We start from the raw sequence: 15,350 nt of genomic DNA on the forward strand, positions 1-15,350 counted from the left end.
ACTCGCACGCGAGCGACCTCACTCGGTCGTGCGATACTGCTGGATACCGAATCGACCGTAGCCGCCGTAGGCGGCCTCGAGCGATCCGATCCACCAGTTCCAACGTTCCGTCGGGCCGCCGTCTGGGGCATCCGCGAGCTCCTCGAGCACCACGTCGTTCGTCAGCGTCGTCCCCGCGTCGGCCTGATACTGGCCGGAATCGGCGAGATCAACGGCTTGTCGGACGACGACGCGGGACGCTCCCTCGCCGTCGCCGAACTCCTCGCGCAAGCGACGCTCGAGTCGCAGTGGATCGATGAACACGGCCGAGTGTAGGTGGGCAATGTACTTGACTGTTCGAGCGGCGGGTGATCGGAACCCGAAACGGAGTCCACACCCGAACGGCCGTGAGGACGGCTCGAGCAATGCGAGAGTCGTCCGATCCGGGGAAGGGCAGGCTGCTACACGAACATTCGCCGCGAGTGAGCCCGCAGGGCGAACGAGCGGGCCGACGACCGATGTGAACGAGCGACCGAAGGGTGTGAGAGAACGGAGGGAGGAGTGCTTTTCATCGAAGCTAAGCGGGAGCTTCGCTCCCGCGAGGTCCGAGAGAGCGTTGCTCTCTCGAGATTTTGCCGAGGGCGCGCTTGCCGCGCCCGCAGAGCAAAAGTTCGGTCGTGATCGATGTTCTTTTGAGCGACGGCCGTCATCCGTCGTGTATGGCAAGTTTCACTGTCGTCGTTGGCGACCCAGAGTCCGGGTCGTCCTACCAGCTCGAGGCGGAAGAACAGGACGCAAACCGGTTCATCGGCAAGTCGATCGGCGAGGAAGTCGACGGCAACGCCGTCGGACTCGAGGGCTACACGCTCGAGATCACCGGCGGCTCCGACGACGCGGGTCGCCCGCTCAGCCCGGACGTCTCCGGCTCGAGCCTGCAGGAAGTCCTGATGGAAGAGCGCCAGACGGGCTACAAACCATCGCGTGACGGCGAGCGCCGCCGAATCACGGTTCGGGGCAGCGAAGTCTCCGACGCCGTCGCACAGATCAACGCCTCGGTCGTCGAGGCTGGCAGTTCCGGAATCGACGAATTGCTCGGCGAGGGCGGCGAAGACGGCGACGAATAACGCAGCCGCACCGATTCTATTTCGTTATGACTGATCGAATTTCGAGCGACCATCCGTCAGTGCAGACGGTCCGGTCGACGTGTACGGAGACGGCTACTGGAGTTCGTCTCGAGGTACCGGCCGACGAACGCGACGCCTTTCCCACCGACGAGGTCGTCCGCATCGTCCTCGATGGCGACGAACGCTTCGGGCGGGTCGAACGGGCGTTGACCGGTGACGACCTCTCGATTCCGGGCGTCTACGACACGCCGGACGCGGCTCGAGACCCGAGTGGCGAGACGGATCGGTTGCTCGAGTGGATCGACGACGCGAACGTCTCGATGGGCGGTTCGGTCCTCGTCGACGTGATCGAACCCGAGTTCCTCTACGGACTTCGCTCGCCGGGCGAGACGACCTACTACGACGCCTACGAGCCGCCAAGCGACAGCCTCAGCGACATCGCATCGAATCTCGAGGAGCAGTAATTCTGACTCGAGGCGGTGGCGTTGCGTCTCGAATCGAGAGCGGCGGCGCTACTTGATAGCGACAGCCCTGCTCGTCAGCGACGGGCACGGAGCGGACGATGACGGGCCCTTTTTCCACCTCGAGCGACGATTGTGCCCCATGACCAGCGCACGCGAGGAGTTTCTGGCCGGCGAGCGACTCGAGGACGTCGTCCTGTTTCTGGCCGACTCCTACGTCTCTGACGAGCGACTCGAGGACTTCGGCGAATCGGTCGACGACGGCGTCCTAATTATCGTCGACGGCGAACGCGGACGGAACGCGTTTCAGGCAGCCACCGGCACGGGTGCGATGGAGTTCGCCCAGTCGGCGATGGACCTCGAGGGGATCATCGACGACGACCTCGCCAGTGGGAGCTGTCCGGAAGCACCCGCCGACGAGGACCACGCGGTGCAGTTCGTCTTCGCCTTCGCGGAGGCCCAAAACGAGGACGTGGGCGGGATTTACGCCGACGGCGACGTCGTTCACGCCTACGCGAAGTGTACCTGCGGCACGGCGTACTCCGATCGGTGGACCGTAGACTCCGCGTGACGGACAGTCCGCGTGAGCGTGACAGCGATTGACATTTCGATCCAACCGTAAGGACCACCCTTTTGCGAGCGTCTCGCGTATCCTCGAGTCATGAGTTCGTTCGAAACGCCACACGAGACCGAACGAGGATTCGGCCTCTCGAGTCGCGAGGTGCAGGTGATCGGTGGTGCGAGCATTCTGATGGCGGTCAACATCGTGTTGATGTACGTCATCACGGAGACGCCGCTGGCGCAGGTCAACGACTACCTGTTCGCGGCACCGATTCTGGGCGTGATCGTCTACGGGGTGGCGATCATGGGCGGCGAACTGATCGCCGAACGCGGGGTGAAAGGCGGCGACATGGGAATTGCGTTCGTCGGCATGGTGGTCTTGCAATTCGTCTTCGGAATCTTTGGCGCGGGCGTGCTTCGGTTCGCACCGCCGGAGACCCACCTGACGATTCTGGGGATCACGGCTGTCGTCACGGCGCTGATGACGGCCGTCATCTCGGGGTACGTCTACGCTCGTTCGAAGACGTTCGAAAACTGGGGGACGTACTCGATGGTTGGATTCATCGGCGGCGTGGTCGCGATTTTGATCGGAACGTTCGTCCCCGTCGTCCTGCCGGTCGGCTTCGTGTTGATCTTCCTCGGGTTCCTGTTCAGACTCGGCTACGAAATCTGGCAGGTTCGCGACCATCGCAACGCGTCAGTTGCGTTGCAGACAATCGGCGTCTACATCGCTGTCGCTGGTGTGTTCGTCCACGTGCTACAGCTCGTGATGCGATACGTGGTCTCGCAGGACTGAGTGCCGGTCGTCGACGCCACCGGTTTCGAACCGGTCGATTTAATCCCTTCTTCCGAAAACCCGTTCTTCGTGACTCACTACTACGAGGATCTGGCGGTCGGGGACGTCTTCGAAACCAGCGGCTACACGATTCAAAAAGACGAGATCGTCGACTTCGCCGAACAGTTCGATCCACAACCGTTCCACGTCGACGAGGAGGCGGCGAAGGATTCGATGTTCGGTGAGTTGGTAGCGAGCGGTCTGCACACGCTCTGTCTGTCGGTTCGGCTGTTCGTCACGGAAATCGTGCAAGGTGAAGCGGACGTCGCGAACATGGGCGGCCTCGGCATGGACAATCTCGAGTGGCACGAACCGGTTCGACCGGACGACACGCTCACCCTTCGCGTCGAAGTGCTCGAGAAAACGCCCTCCGAGAGCCGCGAGGATCGCGGCTACGTCGAGTTCCGCCGGAGCGTCACCGTCGACGAGACGGAAGTCATGTCGATCACGTCCGTGAACATCGTCCAGCGCGAGGACGCCGCGAACGCAGAATAGGCAACGGGAAATCGGCCGCGTTTTGTCGGTTAGTCGTCGCTCTCGAGGTCGTCAGCGCCTGCTGTGTCGTCGCTCTCGTGCTCGTCCACGACGGCCTCGAAGGCCTCGAGGATGACGCGCTTCGTCACGGCTCCGCGGGTAACCCAGTGGTTCGCGTAGTCGAGCATGTCGTCGTAGATGTCGGGCTTGCAGCCCGCGGCTTTGGGGTGGCCGCCACCGTTGACCTTGCCCGCGACCTCGTGGCACAACTGGAATTCCTCGGTGCCACGGATCGATGCCGATCCGGCGGGTTTGACGATGACCGAAGCGTCGGCACCCTGCTCGCGCATCGACTCGGCGACCTCGTTTTGCGAACAGCGGCCGTAGGTGATGCCGACCGTGTAGCCGCCGATATCGCGGAACTCGGCGCGACCGGTCGCCTGTTCGATGAGTTGGTTCTTCTCGATGCGACGCTCCTCGAGGAACGCTTGTGCCCACTCGGGGAGGTCGACGCCGTACTCGCGAACGACCTCGACGTACTCCGCGGGGTCGCTCCAGTAGGCGTAGTCCGCGAGGTCGTCACTTCGTGGATCCTCGCGCAGCCAGAGGTCGTGATCTCGCGTGACGGTCGCCAGTTCCTCGTACATCGGGGAGAATTCGTACTTGAGCGAGCGATAGACCACATCCGCGCTGCACTCTTCGTCCGAGTCGCCGACTACAAGGTCGACACCGGCGTCACGAACCGATTCGGCGACATCGTCGCCCCACTGGTGGTGGTCGTACCAGCGGACGCCGGAGGCCGTCTCGAGCGCCGCCTCGAGTTCGTCCTCGACGTACTCGTAGCGGTCGGGGGCGAGGTCACAGACGAAAAGATCGATGCCGTCGTCGCCGAACTCAGCGACTCGAGCGAGGGCGTCCTCCACGTTGTGTGGGCTAGCCGGGATCAACGCGACGCTGTGGGGCGTCGGTTCGGGCTCCTCGAGTGCGGGCTCGTCCCCACCGGCGGCGAGTGCGGGTTCGTCGACGTCATCGACCGCGTCTGCCACGGGTTCGGTGGAATTAGCGGCCTCCTCCTCGGCATCGTCGTCCGGTTCCGGAACCACCTGCACGTCGTCGTAAGCCTCGCGAATCAGTGCGACGCAGGCCAGGCCGTCGGCGTCGGGGTCGGCGACGACGGCTACGTCGGCACCCTCGAGTGCGGCCGCCGTCTGTTCGTCTTCGAGATCCTCCTCGAGTTCGTCGGGGAGGAAGAAGCCGGTGCCCGGCAGCACCGATTTCCGGGCGAGTGGGAGATCACCGCTCTCGATAAGTTCCTCGTACATATCTCCGTGTGCGCGCCGCCCGGGGAAGTGACTTCCCCTCTGGGGTGGCCCGCTGTAGGGACTCGAAAAGGAGTGAACCGGTGTCGGGCCGTCGCCACGCGGGGGCAGAAAACGGGCCGTCTCTCGAGCGCGCTGGACCAAAAAGGAGTCGCCCTAGGGCGCGTTCAGACCTCGATCGTCGACTCGCCGTCGTTTTGGATCGTCTCGAGTTGGCGCACGGAGAGCACCGGGACGGGTGCGGTTCGGACGACGCGTTCGGCAACGCTGCCGAGTAAGAGTCGGTTCTCGCCGTGACGGCCGCGGGTTCCGGTCGCGATCAGGTCGGCGTCGACCTCGCGGGCGTACGCGCAGATTTCGGCCGCGGGCCGTCCGTCTCTGACGGCCGTCGTGATCGTCGTCTCCCCGTCGGTTCGGTCCTCGACGGTCGCGAGCGCGGAATCCGCCGTCGTCTCGAGGGCGCTTTGCAGTTCGTCTCGAAGTTGGTCTGGCGAGGCGTCGACTTCGTCCGCGTCGACGACCGACAGCGCGTGGACGTCGGCGTCGAAACGACCGGCGAGGTCGAGACTCACGTCGACGGCTCGTTTGACGCTTTCAGACCCATCAGTGGCGATGACGACCGTCTCGAACATAGCCGACACTTGGAGACGGGCGGGCATAAATACCGGCGGGCGAGGTCAGCCTCTGGGTCCTTCGAGCAGGGCCACCATCGGCGTGGTTTTGGGTGTCTCCCTCGAGTATGCGGGGGAGGGTTTTTGCCGACGGGCCACACATCGACGCGTATGGACGACAGCGAGCCGTTTACCGTCGACACCGTCCTCGCACCGGTCGACGGCAGCGACGAATCCGAAACTGCGATCGAGTACGCCGTCGCCGTCGCCGACAGGTACGACGCGTCGGTCCACGCGCTGTTCGTACTCGGGCGCGGCGTGGTACACGGGCTGGCGAGCGGAGGCGTCGACGAATCGTCGGTTGCAACGGGTACACAGGACTTTTTCGACGACATCGCAATCGTTGCCGACGAGGCGGACGTTCCCCTCGTCACCTCCGTCGACGATGGCTTCTCACAGACGCGCAAAACGAAACACCCCGGAAACGTCGTCCTCGACACCGCCGACGAAATCGACGCAGACTTCATCGTGCTCCCCAGAGAGCCGGTCTCGAATACCGAATCGGCGGAAGTACTCGAGAAAGTAGCGGAGTACGTCCTCGCGTACGCGAGCCAGCCCGTGCTCTCGGTCTAACCTCGCTTTCGGCCTCCGAATTCTCGCCTCGTTCTTCCGTCGAGTGAGTGTGGCGAACGCAGCTTTAGAGTCGAATCGCCATCTCCTGTTCGAAACTCTCCGTCCCGGTCGACTCGAAGCCGACGCGTTCGTAGAGGGCGATCGCCGGATTGTTCCAGCGCTCGACGGTCAGCCAGACGCGTTCGATGTCGATTTCGCTCGCGTGCCCGAGCAGGTGCTCGAGCAACATCGTCCCGATTCCGGCTCGCTGGTAGTCCTGAAGGACGAAGATCGCGAGTTCCCACTCGATGTCGGCGTTGTCCTCGATGGAGGAGGGATCGTTCGTGTCGGGAACGAGCGTCGCGTGGCCGACTACGTCGTCATCGTGGCGAGCGATCACGTTGACGCTCTCCTCGGCGATAGTCTCGAGCCAGTTGCGGATCCGATCCTCGCCGGTCGGGGGGATCCCCTGCGCTCGGTCGGTCGGGTCGAACTGGACGTACATGTCGACGGCGTCCTCGAGCCACTCGGTGACGTCGTCGGGGGCGCGAAATACGATCTGTCGATCTGCTCCGTCCTCGTTCGTCGTCGGCGGCGCGGGGAACGGCCCGGCCGGCTCGTCGGGGTACTGTCGCGCAGCCATCGTTATCGCACCAGTTTGACGGTCGTCGGGGCGTTCAACAGGACGAACTCCGTGATCGGACCGAGTTGGATTTTCCCCATCGGGCTCAAGGTCCCGCCGCCGATGACGAGCTGGTCGAACTCGCCTTGCTCGGCGTAGTCGACCATCGAACTGCCGGGATCGCCCTCGAGTTGGACGATATTGGCGTCGACGTTCGCCTCCGTGAGGAGTTTCTCGGCCTGTTTGGCCATGTCTTCTTGCGAGCGTTTCGCCTCGGGTTTTTCGGCGATGGCGACGGTGAGATCGTCGCCGACCTCGCTGGTTCGGTTGATCGTCCGCCGGAGCGTTTTGATCGATTCGTCGCTTCCGACGAGTCCCACTAAGACGTTCATATGCATGCCTGTGCACCGGTGGACGAAAACCGTTGTGCCGCAGACCGCGCTGGGGAGACCCACATCCCGGCCGAACGCGTCACGAGTCCGCACACGTTGCGGAGGACGACGACGTTAAGACCGTGTGGTGAATACGGTGACGGAATGAGTGATGCGGCGCTCGATGTCGTGGAGTTCCTGCTCACGACGAGCGTGTATTCGGACGACAGGACCCTGGACGAGAACGATCTCCCGCCGTCGGTTCGGCGCGTCTTCTGGGCGGGGAGCGTCGACAACGACGACGGTGACGGCGAGGCCGGACGGAAACACGCCGGCATCAGTCGTCCGCTCTCGGCGACCAACGCGACCGCTCGAGAGGCGACGGGGATCGATCAGCCCTGGGATGCCGTCTCGGAGCTGATGTTTACCGAGCGCGACGAGTTCTCGGGGACGATCACCCTCGCCCAAGAAGACATGGCCGAACAGTGGTTCGCCGAGCGCGTCGACGACGAGCGACTGCGCGAGAACCCCACGCTCACGAAGCACTTCACGACTCACGAGGAATACGGCGACGAATTCGACGTGACTCACGAGGAAGCGCGCGAGGAAAACCGACCAATTCAGGCCGATCGCGTCTGGATCGACGGACTACTCGAGGAGTACTTCGACGAAGACGAAGACGAGGAGATGCTCGACCTCGTCGACGTTCGCGCGCCCGAAGAAGTCGACATGTCCCTTGACGACCTCGTGCTCACCGAAGATCAAAAGAACGAACTCAACAAGATCGCGAAGGCCATCGAGCACCGTGACTACCTCTCGCGGATCGGTCTTCGAGAGATCGGGAAGCTACTGTTCGTCGGCCCGCCGGGGACGGGGAAGACGTCGACGGCACAGGCACTGGCCCAGGACATGGACCTGCCGTTCGTCGAGGTCAAACTCTCGATGATTACGAGCCAGTATCTCGGCGAGACGGCCAAAAACGTCGATAAGACGTTCGAAGTCGCCAAACGGCTCTCGCCGTGTATCCTCTTCATCGACGAGTTCGACTTCGTTGCCAAGACTCGCAGCAGCGACGAACACGCCGCGCTCAAACGCGCGGTGAACACCCTGCTCAAGAGCATCGACAACATCTCGCTGATCGAAGACGACGTGCTCTTGATCGGCGCGACCAACCACCCCGATCAACTCGACGACGCCGCCTGGCGGCGCTTCGACGAGATCATCAACTTCCCGAAACCCGACCACAGCATGCGAGCGGACATCCTCTCGCTCATCACCCGGACGATGGACATCAGCGAGTTCGACCCGTACCTCATCGCCGAGGCCACCGAAGGCCTCACCGGCAGCGACCTCCGGATGGTGCTTCGAGAGGCTGTCCTCGAGGCCCTGACCGAGGACCGGACCACCCTCACGCAAGAGGACCTCCTCGACGCCGTCGAGGAGTTCGAGGAGCGAGACACCTTGAAGAACATGGATATGATGGACGGCGACCACGACGCGCTCGTCGCCGGCGGCGACCTCGGAAAGGCGAGTGACGGCGGTGAGCCGAGTGGCTCGAGTGGTTCTGGACACGATCACGACCACGACCACGGTCACGACCACGATCATAGCCACTGAACCGGTCAGTGACGACGGCCGGCGTAGCGAGGGTCTCCATCCACGGCGAAGTTCGAGAGCCAGAGAGAGGAGCACCGAATGGACGAGTAGAGGAGTAATGGTATCGTGTAGATCGGTGCCTGTTCGTCGGACGGACGCTTTCAGTCGGCGTAACTGTCACAATGTTTTTTATTACCGCTGTTTGACCGGCTGGGTATGGGAACCGAACCCACAGATCTGCTCGACGACGCTGCTGGGACCGATTCGTCCCGAAGACGCGTGCTCCGAACGGTCGGTATGGCGACTGCTGCCGGCCTCGTCGGAACGGGGGCCGGTACGGGTGGAAGTGTCGGGGCGGAACAGCAATCGTGTCCCGGCGGCGACCACCTCGAGTCGCCGCGTCCCGGCCCCGACGTATTGGACGACGATCCAGTCTTGCCGCCGCAGTTCGAATCGACCGACGAATGGGACGCCGATCCACTGCTCGTCTCCGGGCGAACGGCCTACGACGGCGGCGAGTTTCTCTCGCAGGGCTGGGCGTTCGACGACCGCGGCCCGGAAGACGAACGTGAGTATCCGGACGAGGATCGGTACGCTAACAACGCGGCCGACATCCTCGAGATTCGCACGCGGCCGACTGACGACGGCGTCGCCTACCGAATCGCGCTGAACACGATGATCGAACCCGACGCGGCCATCGTCGCGATCGGGATCGATACCGGCGGCGACGGCGACACCGACTGGGGGCACAATCTCGGCGACCTCGGCGCGCCGGTCGATCACGTCCTCGCCGTCTGGGGCACCGGCGCAACCCTCGATGGCGAAGCACTCCCCGACGACGCCTTCTCGGTCGACGTCGATCGAAACCATCTCGAGGTCGAAGTCGATCTCGAGCCAGGCCGAGAGACGTGGCGTCACTACGCCGTCGCGGGACTGCACGACAGGGACGGTGACTTCCGTCAGGACGACGGATTCCTCGACATCGGTGACGACGATCCGCCGGTCTACAACGTCGGGTTCCGAACCGTCGAGGACGAACCGCTCGAGGCCGAGGAAGACGACCGTCTCGGGCTGGATATCGACTTACTCGAGGGAATCGCGTCCCTTCTCGGCGGGGAGGACGGCTGGCGATCGGCGAACCAGGCCGAAGCGCTCTCCGAACGCGACATCTCCGATCTCGGGGCAGACGTCGATTTCGGACGGCTGGAAGACGGCGACGTCGACCGCGAGATTCCACAGACGGGCTACCACAACCGGCTCTACGGCTCGCGATACGACCTCGGTGAGGGGATCACCCTCGACGACGAGATGTATCGAACCCGTGTCCAGCCCTACTCCGTGTACGTACCCGAGAGCTACGAGCCGGGCGAACCGGCGCCGATGCACTTGCTGTTACACTCGCTCGGCCAGAACTACAATCAGTACGCGGCGTCGCCGAACAAACTCGCCCAGTTAGGAGCGGAACGCGACGCCATCGTCTTGATGCCCCACGGTCGGGGCCCGTCGGGCTGGTGGGCGAACGAAGCCGAACTCGATGCCTTCGAGGCGTGGGCCGACCTGACCGCACGATACGACATCGACGTCGATCGAGTGACGATCGGCGGCTACTCGATGGGTGGTTTCGGCACCTATCGGCTAGGATCACTGTATCCGGACCTCTTCGCCCGCGGGTTCGCCGTCGTCGGTCCAGCTGACGAGGATATCCTCGGCGGTCCGACAGACGACCTGATCGGCGACCAGAATGCGATGCGCGTGACGGACAACCTCCGGCACGTTCCGCTGCTCATGTGGGCCGGGGTGCTCGACGAACTCGTTCCGTACGCTGGTGTTCGGAACTACCGTCGACAACTCGCAGATCACGGCTATCGCCACCGACTCGACTCGTTCCCCGCCGACGATCACTTCACCCCGTTCGTCCGCGACGAGTGGGGTCCGGGGCAGGCGTACCTCGGCGATGCGGTGGTCGAACGTCAGCCCGCCCGCGTGACCTACCGAGTCGCCCCCGAGTTCGGCAACGACGAGTACGACCTCGAGCACGACGGCGTTTACTGGGTCCACGAGATCGAGGTCGCAGACGACGAAGACGACGGGGTGATCGACGCCATTTCGCTCGTCGACGGCTACGACGAACCCGAAATCGAGGAGTTCGAGGAGGAATCGACCGACCCCGAACTCAACACCCGAGAGGGCATCCACTGGCGGGATCCACTCGAGCGCCACGAACCCGAGAACGCGATCGAACTCGAGGCCGAAGACGTCACCGCAGCCACCCTATACGTCGACGATGTCGGCGTCGATACAACCGAACCGCTCGAAATCCGGGTCGAGACGAGCCACAAGCTGACGCTTACGCTCGAGAGCGGCGCAGGGAACGAAACGCTCGAGTTCGAGACGGGAGAGTCGAGCCAGTCGGTCGAGTTGTGTGACCGAGGGCCGAATTCATAGCGGAGTCACTAACGCCATCCGAACCGAAGACTGGATTTCAGAGAGTTCGAGGGAATGAGCGCGGCGAGACTCGAATGAGGTGTATTACTGGTAGGCTTCGAACTCCTGGCCGAAGATCACGAAGTAGGCGACGCCGATCATGCCGATGATCGAGGCGAGCACGAACGACGTTTCCGGAGCGACGAACTGCCAGAGAAAGCCGCCGAGCGCGCCACTCGGGATGACGATTGCGCCGCGGACGAAGTAGTACGAGCCGGTGACGCGGCCGCCCGCGCCTCGTTCGGCCGGGCCGACGATGAGCGCCTTGTGGGCGGGCAGTCCGGCGAATCGGAGCCCGGAGAAAGCGAAGAGCGCGATCAGAACCCAGGCGTTCTCCGGCGCGAAGATGAGCACGATCGGGAAGATGGCGTAGACGAAGAAGCCGAGGCCGACGACGGGCTTGAGACCGGTGTACTCGGCGATTTTGGCGGCGGGTGCCATCGTCAACAGCGCGACGAACATCTCGACGCTCAGGAGAACGCCGAAGAACGCGGCGGGCGAGAGGTCGACGGTCCCGAACACGGGAAGCGAGAGCGTTAGCCCGATCTCCATCACCTGCGTGATCACCAGGATGAAGAAGGCGTACACCATTCCGTTCGCGAAGCGAACGAGCGCGTCAGCGACCAACAGCGGACGGAGGGCGTCGGGGAGCGCCCGCAGATCGTCGACGATCTGTCCGAATCCTTCGAACGCCGACCCGACGGTGTCCGCCTCGGCCTCATAGAGGAAGTGCTGGGCGATGGTCCCGAGGATAGCGAAGACGATGGCGATGACGAGCACCCAGAGAAAGCCGGGCATGAGTTCGTCGACCACGAGCACGGCGACGATCAGCGGGGCGATCAGGAACGCCGTCCGCCGAAAGGTCTCCGTGCTCGCGAACCCGCGCGCCAATCGACTCGGTTCAGTTGCCTGCTTGACGATGGCGTAGTGGCCGCCGATCCCGAACGATTTCCAACACTGTGCGAGCAACAGGCCGACGAACACCCAGACCCACGGCTCGAGGACGAACGCGCCAAGGTCGATCGCTGGAACGTACGCGGAGACGAGCCAGATGACGAAGCCGAACGTCGAGAGAAAGCCGAAGACGGTCAGGGCGTACCTCGAGCCGACGCGGTCGGAGACGACGCCACCGTAGTAGGGGTAGACCGCGCCGATGACGTTTCCGAGCGTCGCGAACAGGCCGACGACGAATCCGCCCGCCCCCAAATAGACGAGGTAATCGGGGAGAAACCGGTTCGTCATCTGAAACCCGAGGCTGAACGCGAACATCGCGAGCGAGAGCACCAGTACATCCCGTTTCATGGAGAAAAACTGGCGAAACGGATCGAGAACGCCGGCGGATTCGCGCGTCGTCATGTTGTAGTAGAAACGATCCCGAGTAAATAGATTTTGCTATACCGTGGATGGGTCGCCGTTTTCGGGCGTGCTCGCGGGTGAGAGACGGAGTATCGCCAAGTGCGGGCTAGTTCTTCCTCGAGAAAGGAAGCGATTAGAGGATGAAGAACGCGCCTACCCCGATCACACCGCCGCCAGCGATGAGGGACGCCGCGTGGACGCCGCGAACGAACAGCCAGTAGGTGACGATCGCCAGTGCGACGGCGAAGAGGTCGAAGACGACGTCGGCGACGGGGACCGGGATGCTCGGTTGGTCGACGAGGAACGATTCTTCGGCGAGGATAACCGTCGCACCCAAAATCGCGCCGATGACGGCGGCGTTGACGGCGATCAGCGCAGTCTGGACGATTTCGTTCTCGCGGATCTTCGCGAAGTACGGGAAGAATCCGATGATGAAGGCGAACGACGGACCGAAGGCACCGATCGTAGCCACGAGCGCGCCGATCACGGCGATGGCGACGATACCGCCCGACACGTCGAGCATGAGTTTGTAGCCGACGAACGCCGTGGTCATCACGACCGGTCCCGGTGAGAGTTGGCCGATGGCGATCCCGTCGACGAACTCGCGCCCGGTCATCCAGCCGAACTCGCTGACGACGTAGGTCTCGATGAAGGGAATCAACACGAGTCCGCCGCCGTAGATGAACGAACCGGTGTAGACCATGAACGCGAACAGCTGTACCCACGGGTTCGCCCAGAGCACGAGCAGGAGTCCCCAGATTGGGGAGGTTTCGACGGCGCTGCGAACGGCCGGACCGAGGAACTCGAGGAATCGGTCACGAACCAGAAAACCGACTCCGGCGAGGCCACCGACGACGGCCCACGGCGTCACTCGACGCGCGTTTTGTCTGACCCAGTCGGATCGGTACACGAGGACGCCGACGAGACCGGAGAGAACGAACAGGAGTACCGGATTCGGGCCGAGTACGGCCTGAACGAGCGTCGTCGCGACGAGCAAGACGACGAGCAGGTAGTCGACGTTCCAGGTGTCCGACCCGACCTCGAGTTCGGCGTCCGTCCGGCCTTCGTCGAAGGCGCTTCTGGTCATCGAGTAACAGGCCCCCACGATGAGGCCGATCACGACGGGGTTGATGCCGTAGAAGACCGCCTCGACGGCTGGGACCTGTTGGTAGGCGAAGTAGAGCCACGAGAAGAAGACGACGAGGACGAACGTCGGCAGCATGAAGAAGAAACCGGCGACGAGCGCGCCTTTCGTCCCGGCGTAGATCCACCCCATGAAGATTCCCAACTGGGTCGACGCCGGGCCCGGCAGCATGTTACAGATGGCGAGTCCCTCCATGAAGACCGACTGGTCGGTCCACTCCTTGCTGTCCTCGCCGACCAGATCGGCTTCCATCATGGCGATGTGGACCATCGGACCGCCGAAACCGACGATTCCGATGAACAGGTAGTACCGGGCGATCTCGACCAGTTTGGAAGGTGTCGCCTCGCCAGCGTATCCGGCCGTCGTCGCGTCTGATGTCGTCTCAGCCATCGAATTCACGTCCGTTGCTGCCGGGATGCTCCCGACGGGGTACTCTCAGCGCGGGGGAAATACTCATCCGCCCTGGGATGTCATACCCTTCCATGAAGCGTCATCAGACCGGTAGAGTAAATATATTTCTCTCATCAGTATATTTTGAGAGATGTACGGTGATCGCTCGGCTTCGAGCGAATGTGCAGTGAGGCCACGATGAACGAACGAAAGAACGCGATGTTGACGACCGAGGATCGGCGGTGGCTCACCGGAGAGAAAGCGTACACCGGTGAACACGCGAAGCAGCAGCGATACCAGCGTCGCCGGGACATTCGAAAGCGGGTGTACAATACGATACTCGACTTCTCGATCCTCTTCGAGCACCTCGAGGAGGCAGAGCGACAGAAGCTGTTCGAACAGTTAGCGGAGACGGACGGCGACGAACGAAACGACGAGCGCCGCGACGACGAGTTCACGAACGGACTGCGGGATGCGCTCGCCTTCGTGTTATACAACACGGGGCTGACGGAGTCGATGCTCGAGGAAGACGCGGCGCACGCCGAATCGCTGGCAGAACGGTTGCTGCGGGATGCCGTCTACGAGAGTGGCAAACGAGACGAGATCCTCGTCGAGGACGTCGCGCTCGAGGTCGACGCGACACCGGGGCCGATTGCGGCGGTTGTGAAGGACCTGAAAGCGGGCAATGACGTTTCCCCGGCAGGGTTGCGACTCCTCATGGAGAGTGACAGGGTCGACACTGCCGAGGTGCAAGCGTGTATCACGGAGTTGGTGTTCGATGACGAGTGAGAAAATTCGACGCCGAACGGACGAACGAGCGCACGGACTGAGTGCAAATCAGCCACCGGAGGATCCACGATGAGTATTACGACGGAGTCGGACATGTTCGAGCGGGAATTGCAGAAGCTCTACCACGCGGAGATCGAAATTCTCGACCTCAACGGCGATTTAGCCGAGGCCGCGGCGAGTAGGGAGGTCGAAGCGCTGTTCGCCGGCCACCGCGAGGACACGGTGACGCAGGTCACTCGAATCGAGGAGATCTTCGAACTCCTCGACGAGGACCCGACGGAGCGGGGCAGTCCAATTATGGAGGGGCTGCTCGCGGAAAAGGACGAATTCGTTCACGAAGTGGAACCCGACGATCTTCGTGACCTCGACGCCATCGGGATCGGAACGATCAACGAACGTATCGAGATTACCCTCCTCGATCGGTTGCTCCTCTTAGCGGAGAATCTCGAGGCACCCCAGCAAGTCGTCGACCGGCTCGAGAAGAATCGAAGCGAAGCCGAGGCCGCTCTCGAGAAGATGCAAGCGTTTCTCGAGGAGAGACGAGCGTCTCGAGCGGAGTAGTCGGCGCGTTCGGTTCCGACGGGAAGGTGCGACGAAACAGGTGGGTCGAAGGACACCGGCA

17 protein-coding genes are annotated in these 15,350 nt (G+C 63.0%); 10 read left to right on the plus strand and 7 right to left on the minus strand.

The features are described 5' to 3' along the window. Positions 1 to 18 precede the first annotated feature (18 nt). Entirely contained in the window at positions 19 to 303 is a 285-nt protein-coding gene (locus tag BLW62_RS05495) for a WNWW family protein (RefSeq protein ID WP_090505894.1), read from the minus strand. Between the two features lie 395 nt (positions 304 to 698). On the opposite strand from BLW62_RS05495, the gene BLW62_RS05500 reads away from it, so the two are divergent. From BLW62_RS05500 to BLW62_RS05520, 5 genes are all read left to right on the plus strand, one after another. Next, positions 699 to 1,103, plus strand: coding sequence for a 30S ribosomal protein S6e (locus tag BLW62_RS05500; protein WP_090505896.1), 405 nt, complete (start codon positions 699 to 701; stop codon positions 1,101 to 1,103). 26 nt (positions 1,104 to 1,129) lie between these two features. Further along, entirely contained in the window at positions 1,130 to 1,567 is a 438-nt protein-coding gene (locus BLW62_RS05505) for a DUF7112 family protein (protein ID WP_090505898.1), read from the plus strand. Positions 1,568 to 1,706: 139 nt separating this feature from the next. Further along, the gene (locus BLW62_RS05510) at positions 1,707 to 2,135 is read left to right on the plus strand and encodes a DUF5807 family protein (RefSeq protein ID WP_090505900.1); all 429 of its coding nucleotides are present in this window, start codon (positions 1,707 to 1,709) and stop codon (positions 2,133 to 2,135) included. 90 nt (positions 2,136 to 2,225) lie between these two features. After that, positions 2,226 to 2,921, plus strand: a complete 696-nt coding sequence (locus BLW62_RS05515) for a hypothetical protein (protein ID WP_090505902.1) — start codon at positions 2,226 to 2,228, stop codon at positions 2,919 to 2,921. A gap of 69 nt (positions 2,922 to 2,990) precedes the next feature. Further along, positions 2,991 to 3,455 (plus strand): MaoC family dehydratase, encoded by a 465-nt coding sequence (locus BLW62_RS05520; protein WP_090506434.1) that lies wholly within the window; start codon positions 2,991 to 2,993, stop codon positions 3,453 to 3,455. Between the two features lie 29 nt (positions 3,456 to 3,484). Here BLW62_RS05520 and BLW62_RS05525 read toward each other — a convergent pair whose 3' ends face one another. Together BLW62_RS05525 and BLW62_RS05530 are read right to left on the minus strand one after the other, a co-directional pair. Next, a complete protein-coding gene (locus BLW62_RS05525; RefSeq protein WP_090505904.1) occupies positions 3,485 to 4,756 on the minus strand; it encodes a DHH family phosphoesterase in 1,272 nt (423 codons plus the stop codon). Positions 4,757 to 4,920: 164 nt separating this feature from the next. Next, complete coding sequence (locus tag BLW62_RS05530) at positions 4,921 to 5,385, minus strand: universal stress protein (protein ID WP_090505906.1); 465 nt, start codon at positions 5,383 to 5,385, stop codon at positions 4,921 to 4,923. A 150-nt stretch (positions 5,386 to 5,535) separates the two neighbouring features. Here BLW62_RS05530 and BLW62_RS05535 point away from each other — a divergent pair, with 150 nt between their 5' ends. After that, positions 5,536 to 5,997 (plus strand): universal stress protein, encoded by a 462-nt coding sequence (locus BLW62_RS05535; RefSeq protein WP_090505908.1) that lies wholly within the window; start codon positions 5,536 to 5,538, stop codon positions 5,995 to 5,997. 64 nt (positions 5,998 to 6,061) lie between these two features. Here the strand turns inward: BLW62_RS05535 and BLW62_RS05540 are convergent, their stop codons facing one another. Then, entirely contained in the window at positions 6,062 to 6,619 is a 558-nt protein-coding gene (locus tag BLW62_RS05540; protein ID WP_090505910.1) for a GNAT family N-acetyltransferase, read from the minus strand. Positions 6,620 to 6,621: 2 nt separating this feature from the next. After that, positions 6,622 to 6,990: a universal stress protein gene (locus BLW62_RS05545; RefSeq protein WP_090505912.1), complete on the minus strand. Its 369-nt coding sequence runs from the start codon at positions 6,988 to 6,990 to the stop codon at positions 6,622 to 6,624. Between the two features lie 144 nt (positions 6,991 to 7,134). On the opposite strand from BLW62_RS05545, the gene BLW62_RS05550 reads away from it, so the two are divergent. Both BLW62_RS05550 and BLW62_RS05555 read left to right on the plus strand, forming a co-directional pair. Then, positions 7,135 to 8,586, plus strand: coding sequence for an ATP-binding protein (locus tag BLW62_RS05550; protein WP_090506435.1), 1,452 nt, complete (start codon positions 7,135 to 7,137; stop codon positions 8,584 to 8,586). Positions 8,587 to 8,781: 195 nt separating this feature from the next. Next, complete coding sequence (locus tag BLW62_RS05555) at positions 8,782 to 11,010, plus strand: carboxylesterase family protein (protein WP_090505914.1); 2,229 nt, start codon at positions 8,782 to 8,784, stop codon at positions 11,008 to 11,010. A gap of 84 nt (positions 11,011 to 11,094) precedes the next feature. Here the strand turns inward: BLW62_RS05555 and BLW62_RS05560 are convergent, their stop codons facing one another. Together BLW62_RS05560 and chrA are read right to left on the minus strand one after the other, a co-directional pair. Then, positions 11,095 to 12,405, minus strand: coding sequence for an MFS transporter (locus tag BLW62_RS05560; protein WP_090505916.1), 1,311 nt, complete (start codon positions 12,403 to 12,405; stop codon positions 11,095 to 11,097). Between the two features lie 133 nt (positions 12,406 to 12,538). Then, entirely contained in the window at positions 12,539 to 13,939 is a 1,401-nt protein-coding gene (gene chrA, locus BLW62_RS05565; protein ID WP_090505918.1) for a chromate efflux transporter, read from the minus strand. Positions 13,940 to 14,137: 198 nt separating this feature from the next. On the opposite strand from chrA, the gene BLW62_RS05570 reads away from it, so the two are divergent. Together BLW62_RS05570 and BLW62_RS05575 are read left to right on the plus strand one after the other, a co-directional pair. Next, a complete protein-coding gene (locus BLW62_RS05570; RefSeq protein WP_090506436.1) occupies positions 14,138 to 14,728 on the plus strand; it encodes a DUF8102 family protein in 591 nt (196 codons plus the stop codon). A gap of 69 nt (positions 14,729 to 14,797) precedes the next feature. Next, on the plus strand, positions 14,798 to 15,289 hold the full coding sequence (locus BLW62_RS05575; protein WP_090505920.1) for a DUF892 family protein: 492 nt from the start codon (positions 14,798 to 14,800) through the stop codon (positions 15,287 to 15,289). Positions 15,290 to 15,350: the final 61 nt, after the last annotated feature.

The sequence above is a fragment of the Natronorubrum sediminis genome (assembly GCF_900108095.1).
In the GTDB taxonomy this organism is placed as follows: Archaea; Halobacteriota; Halobacteria; order Halobacteriales; family Natrialbaceae; genus Natronorubrum; species Natronorubrum sediminis.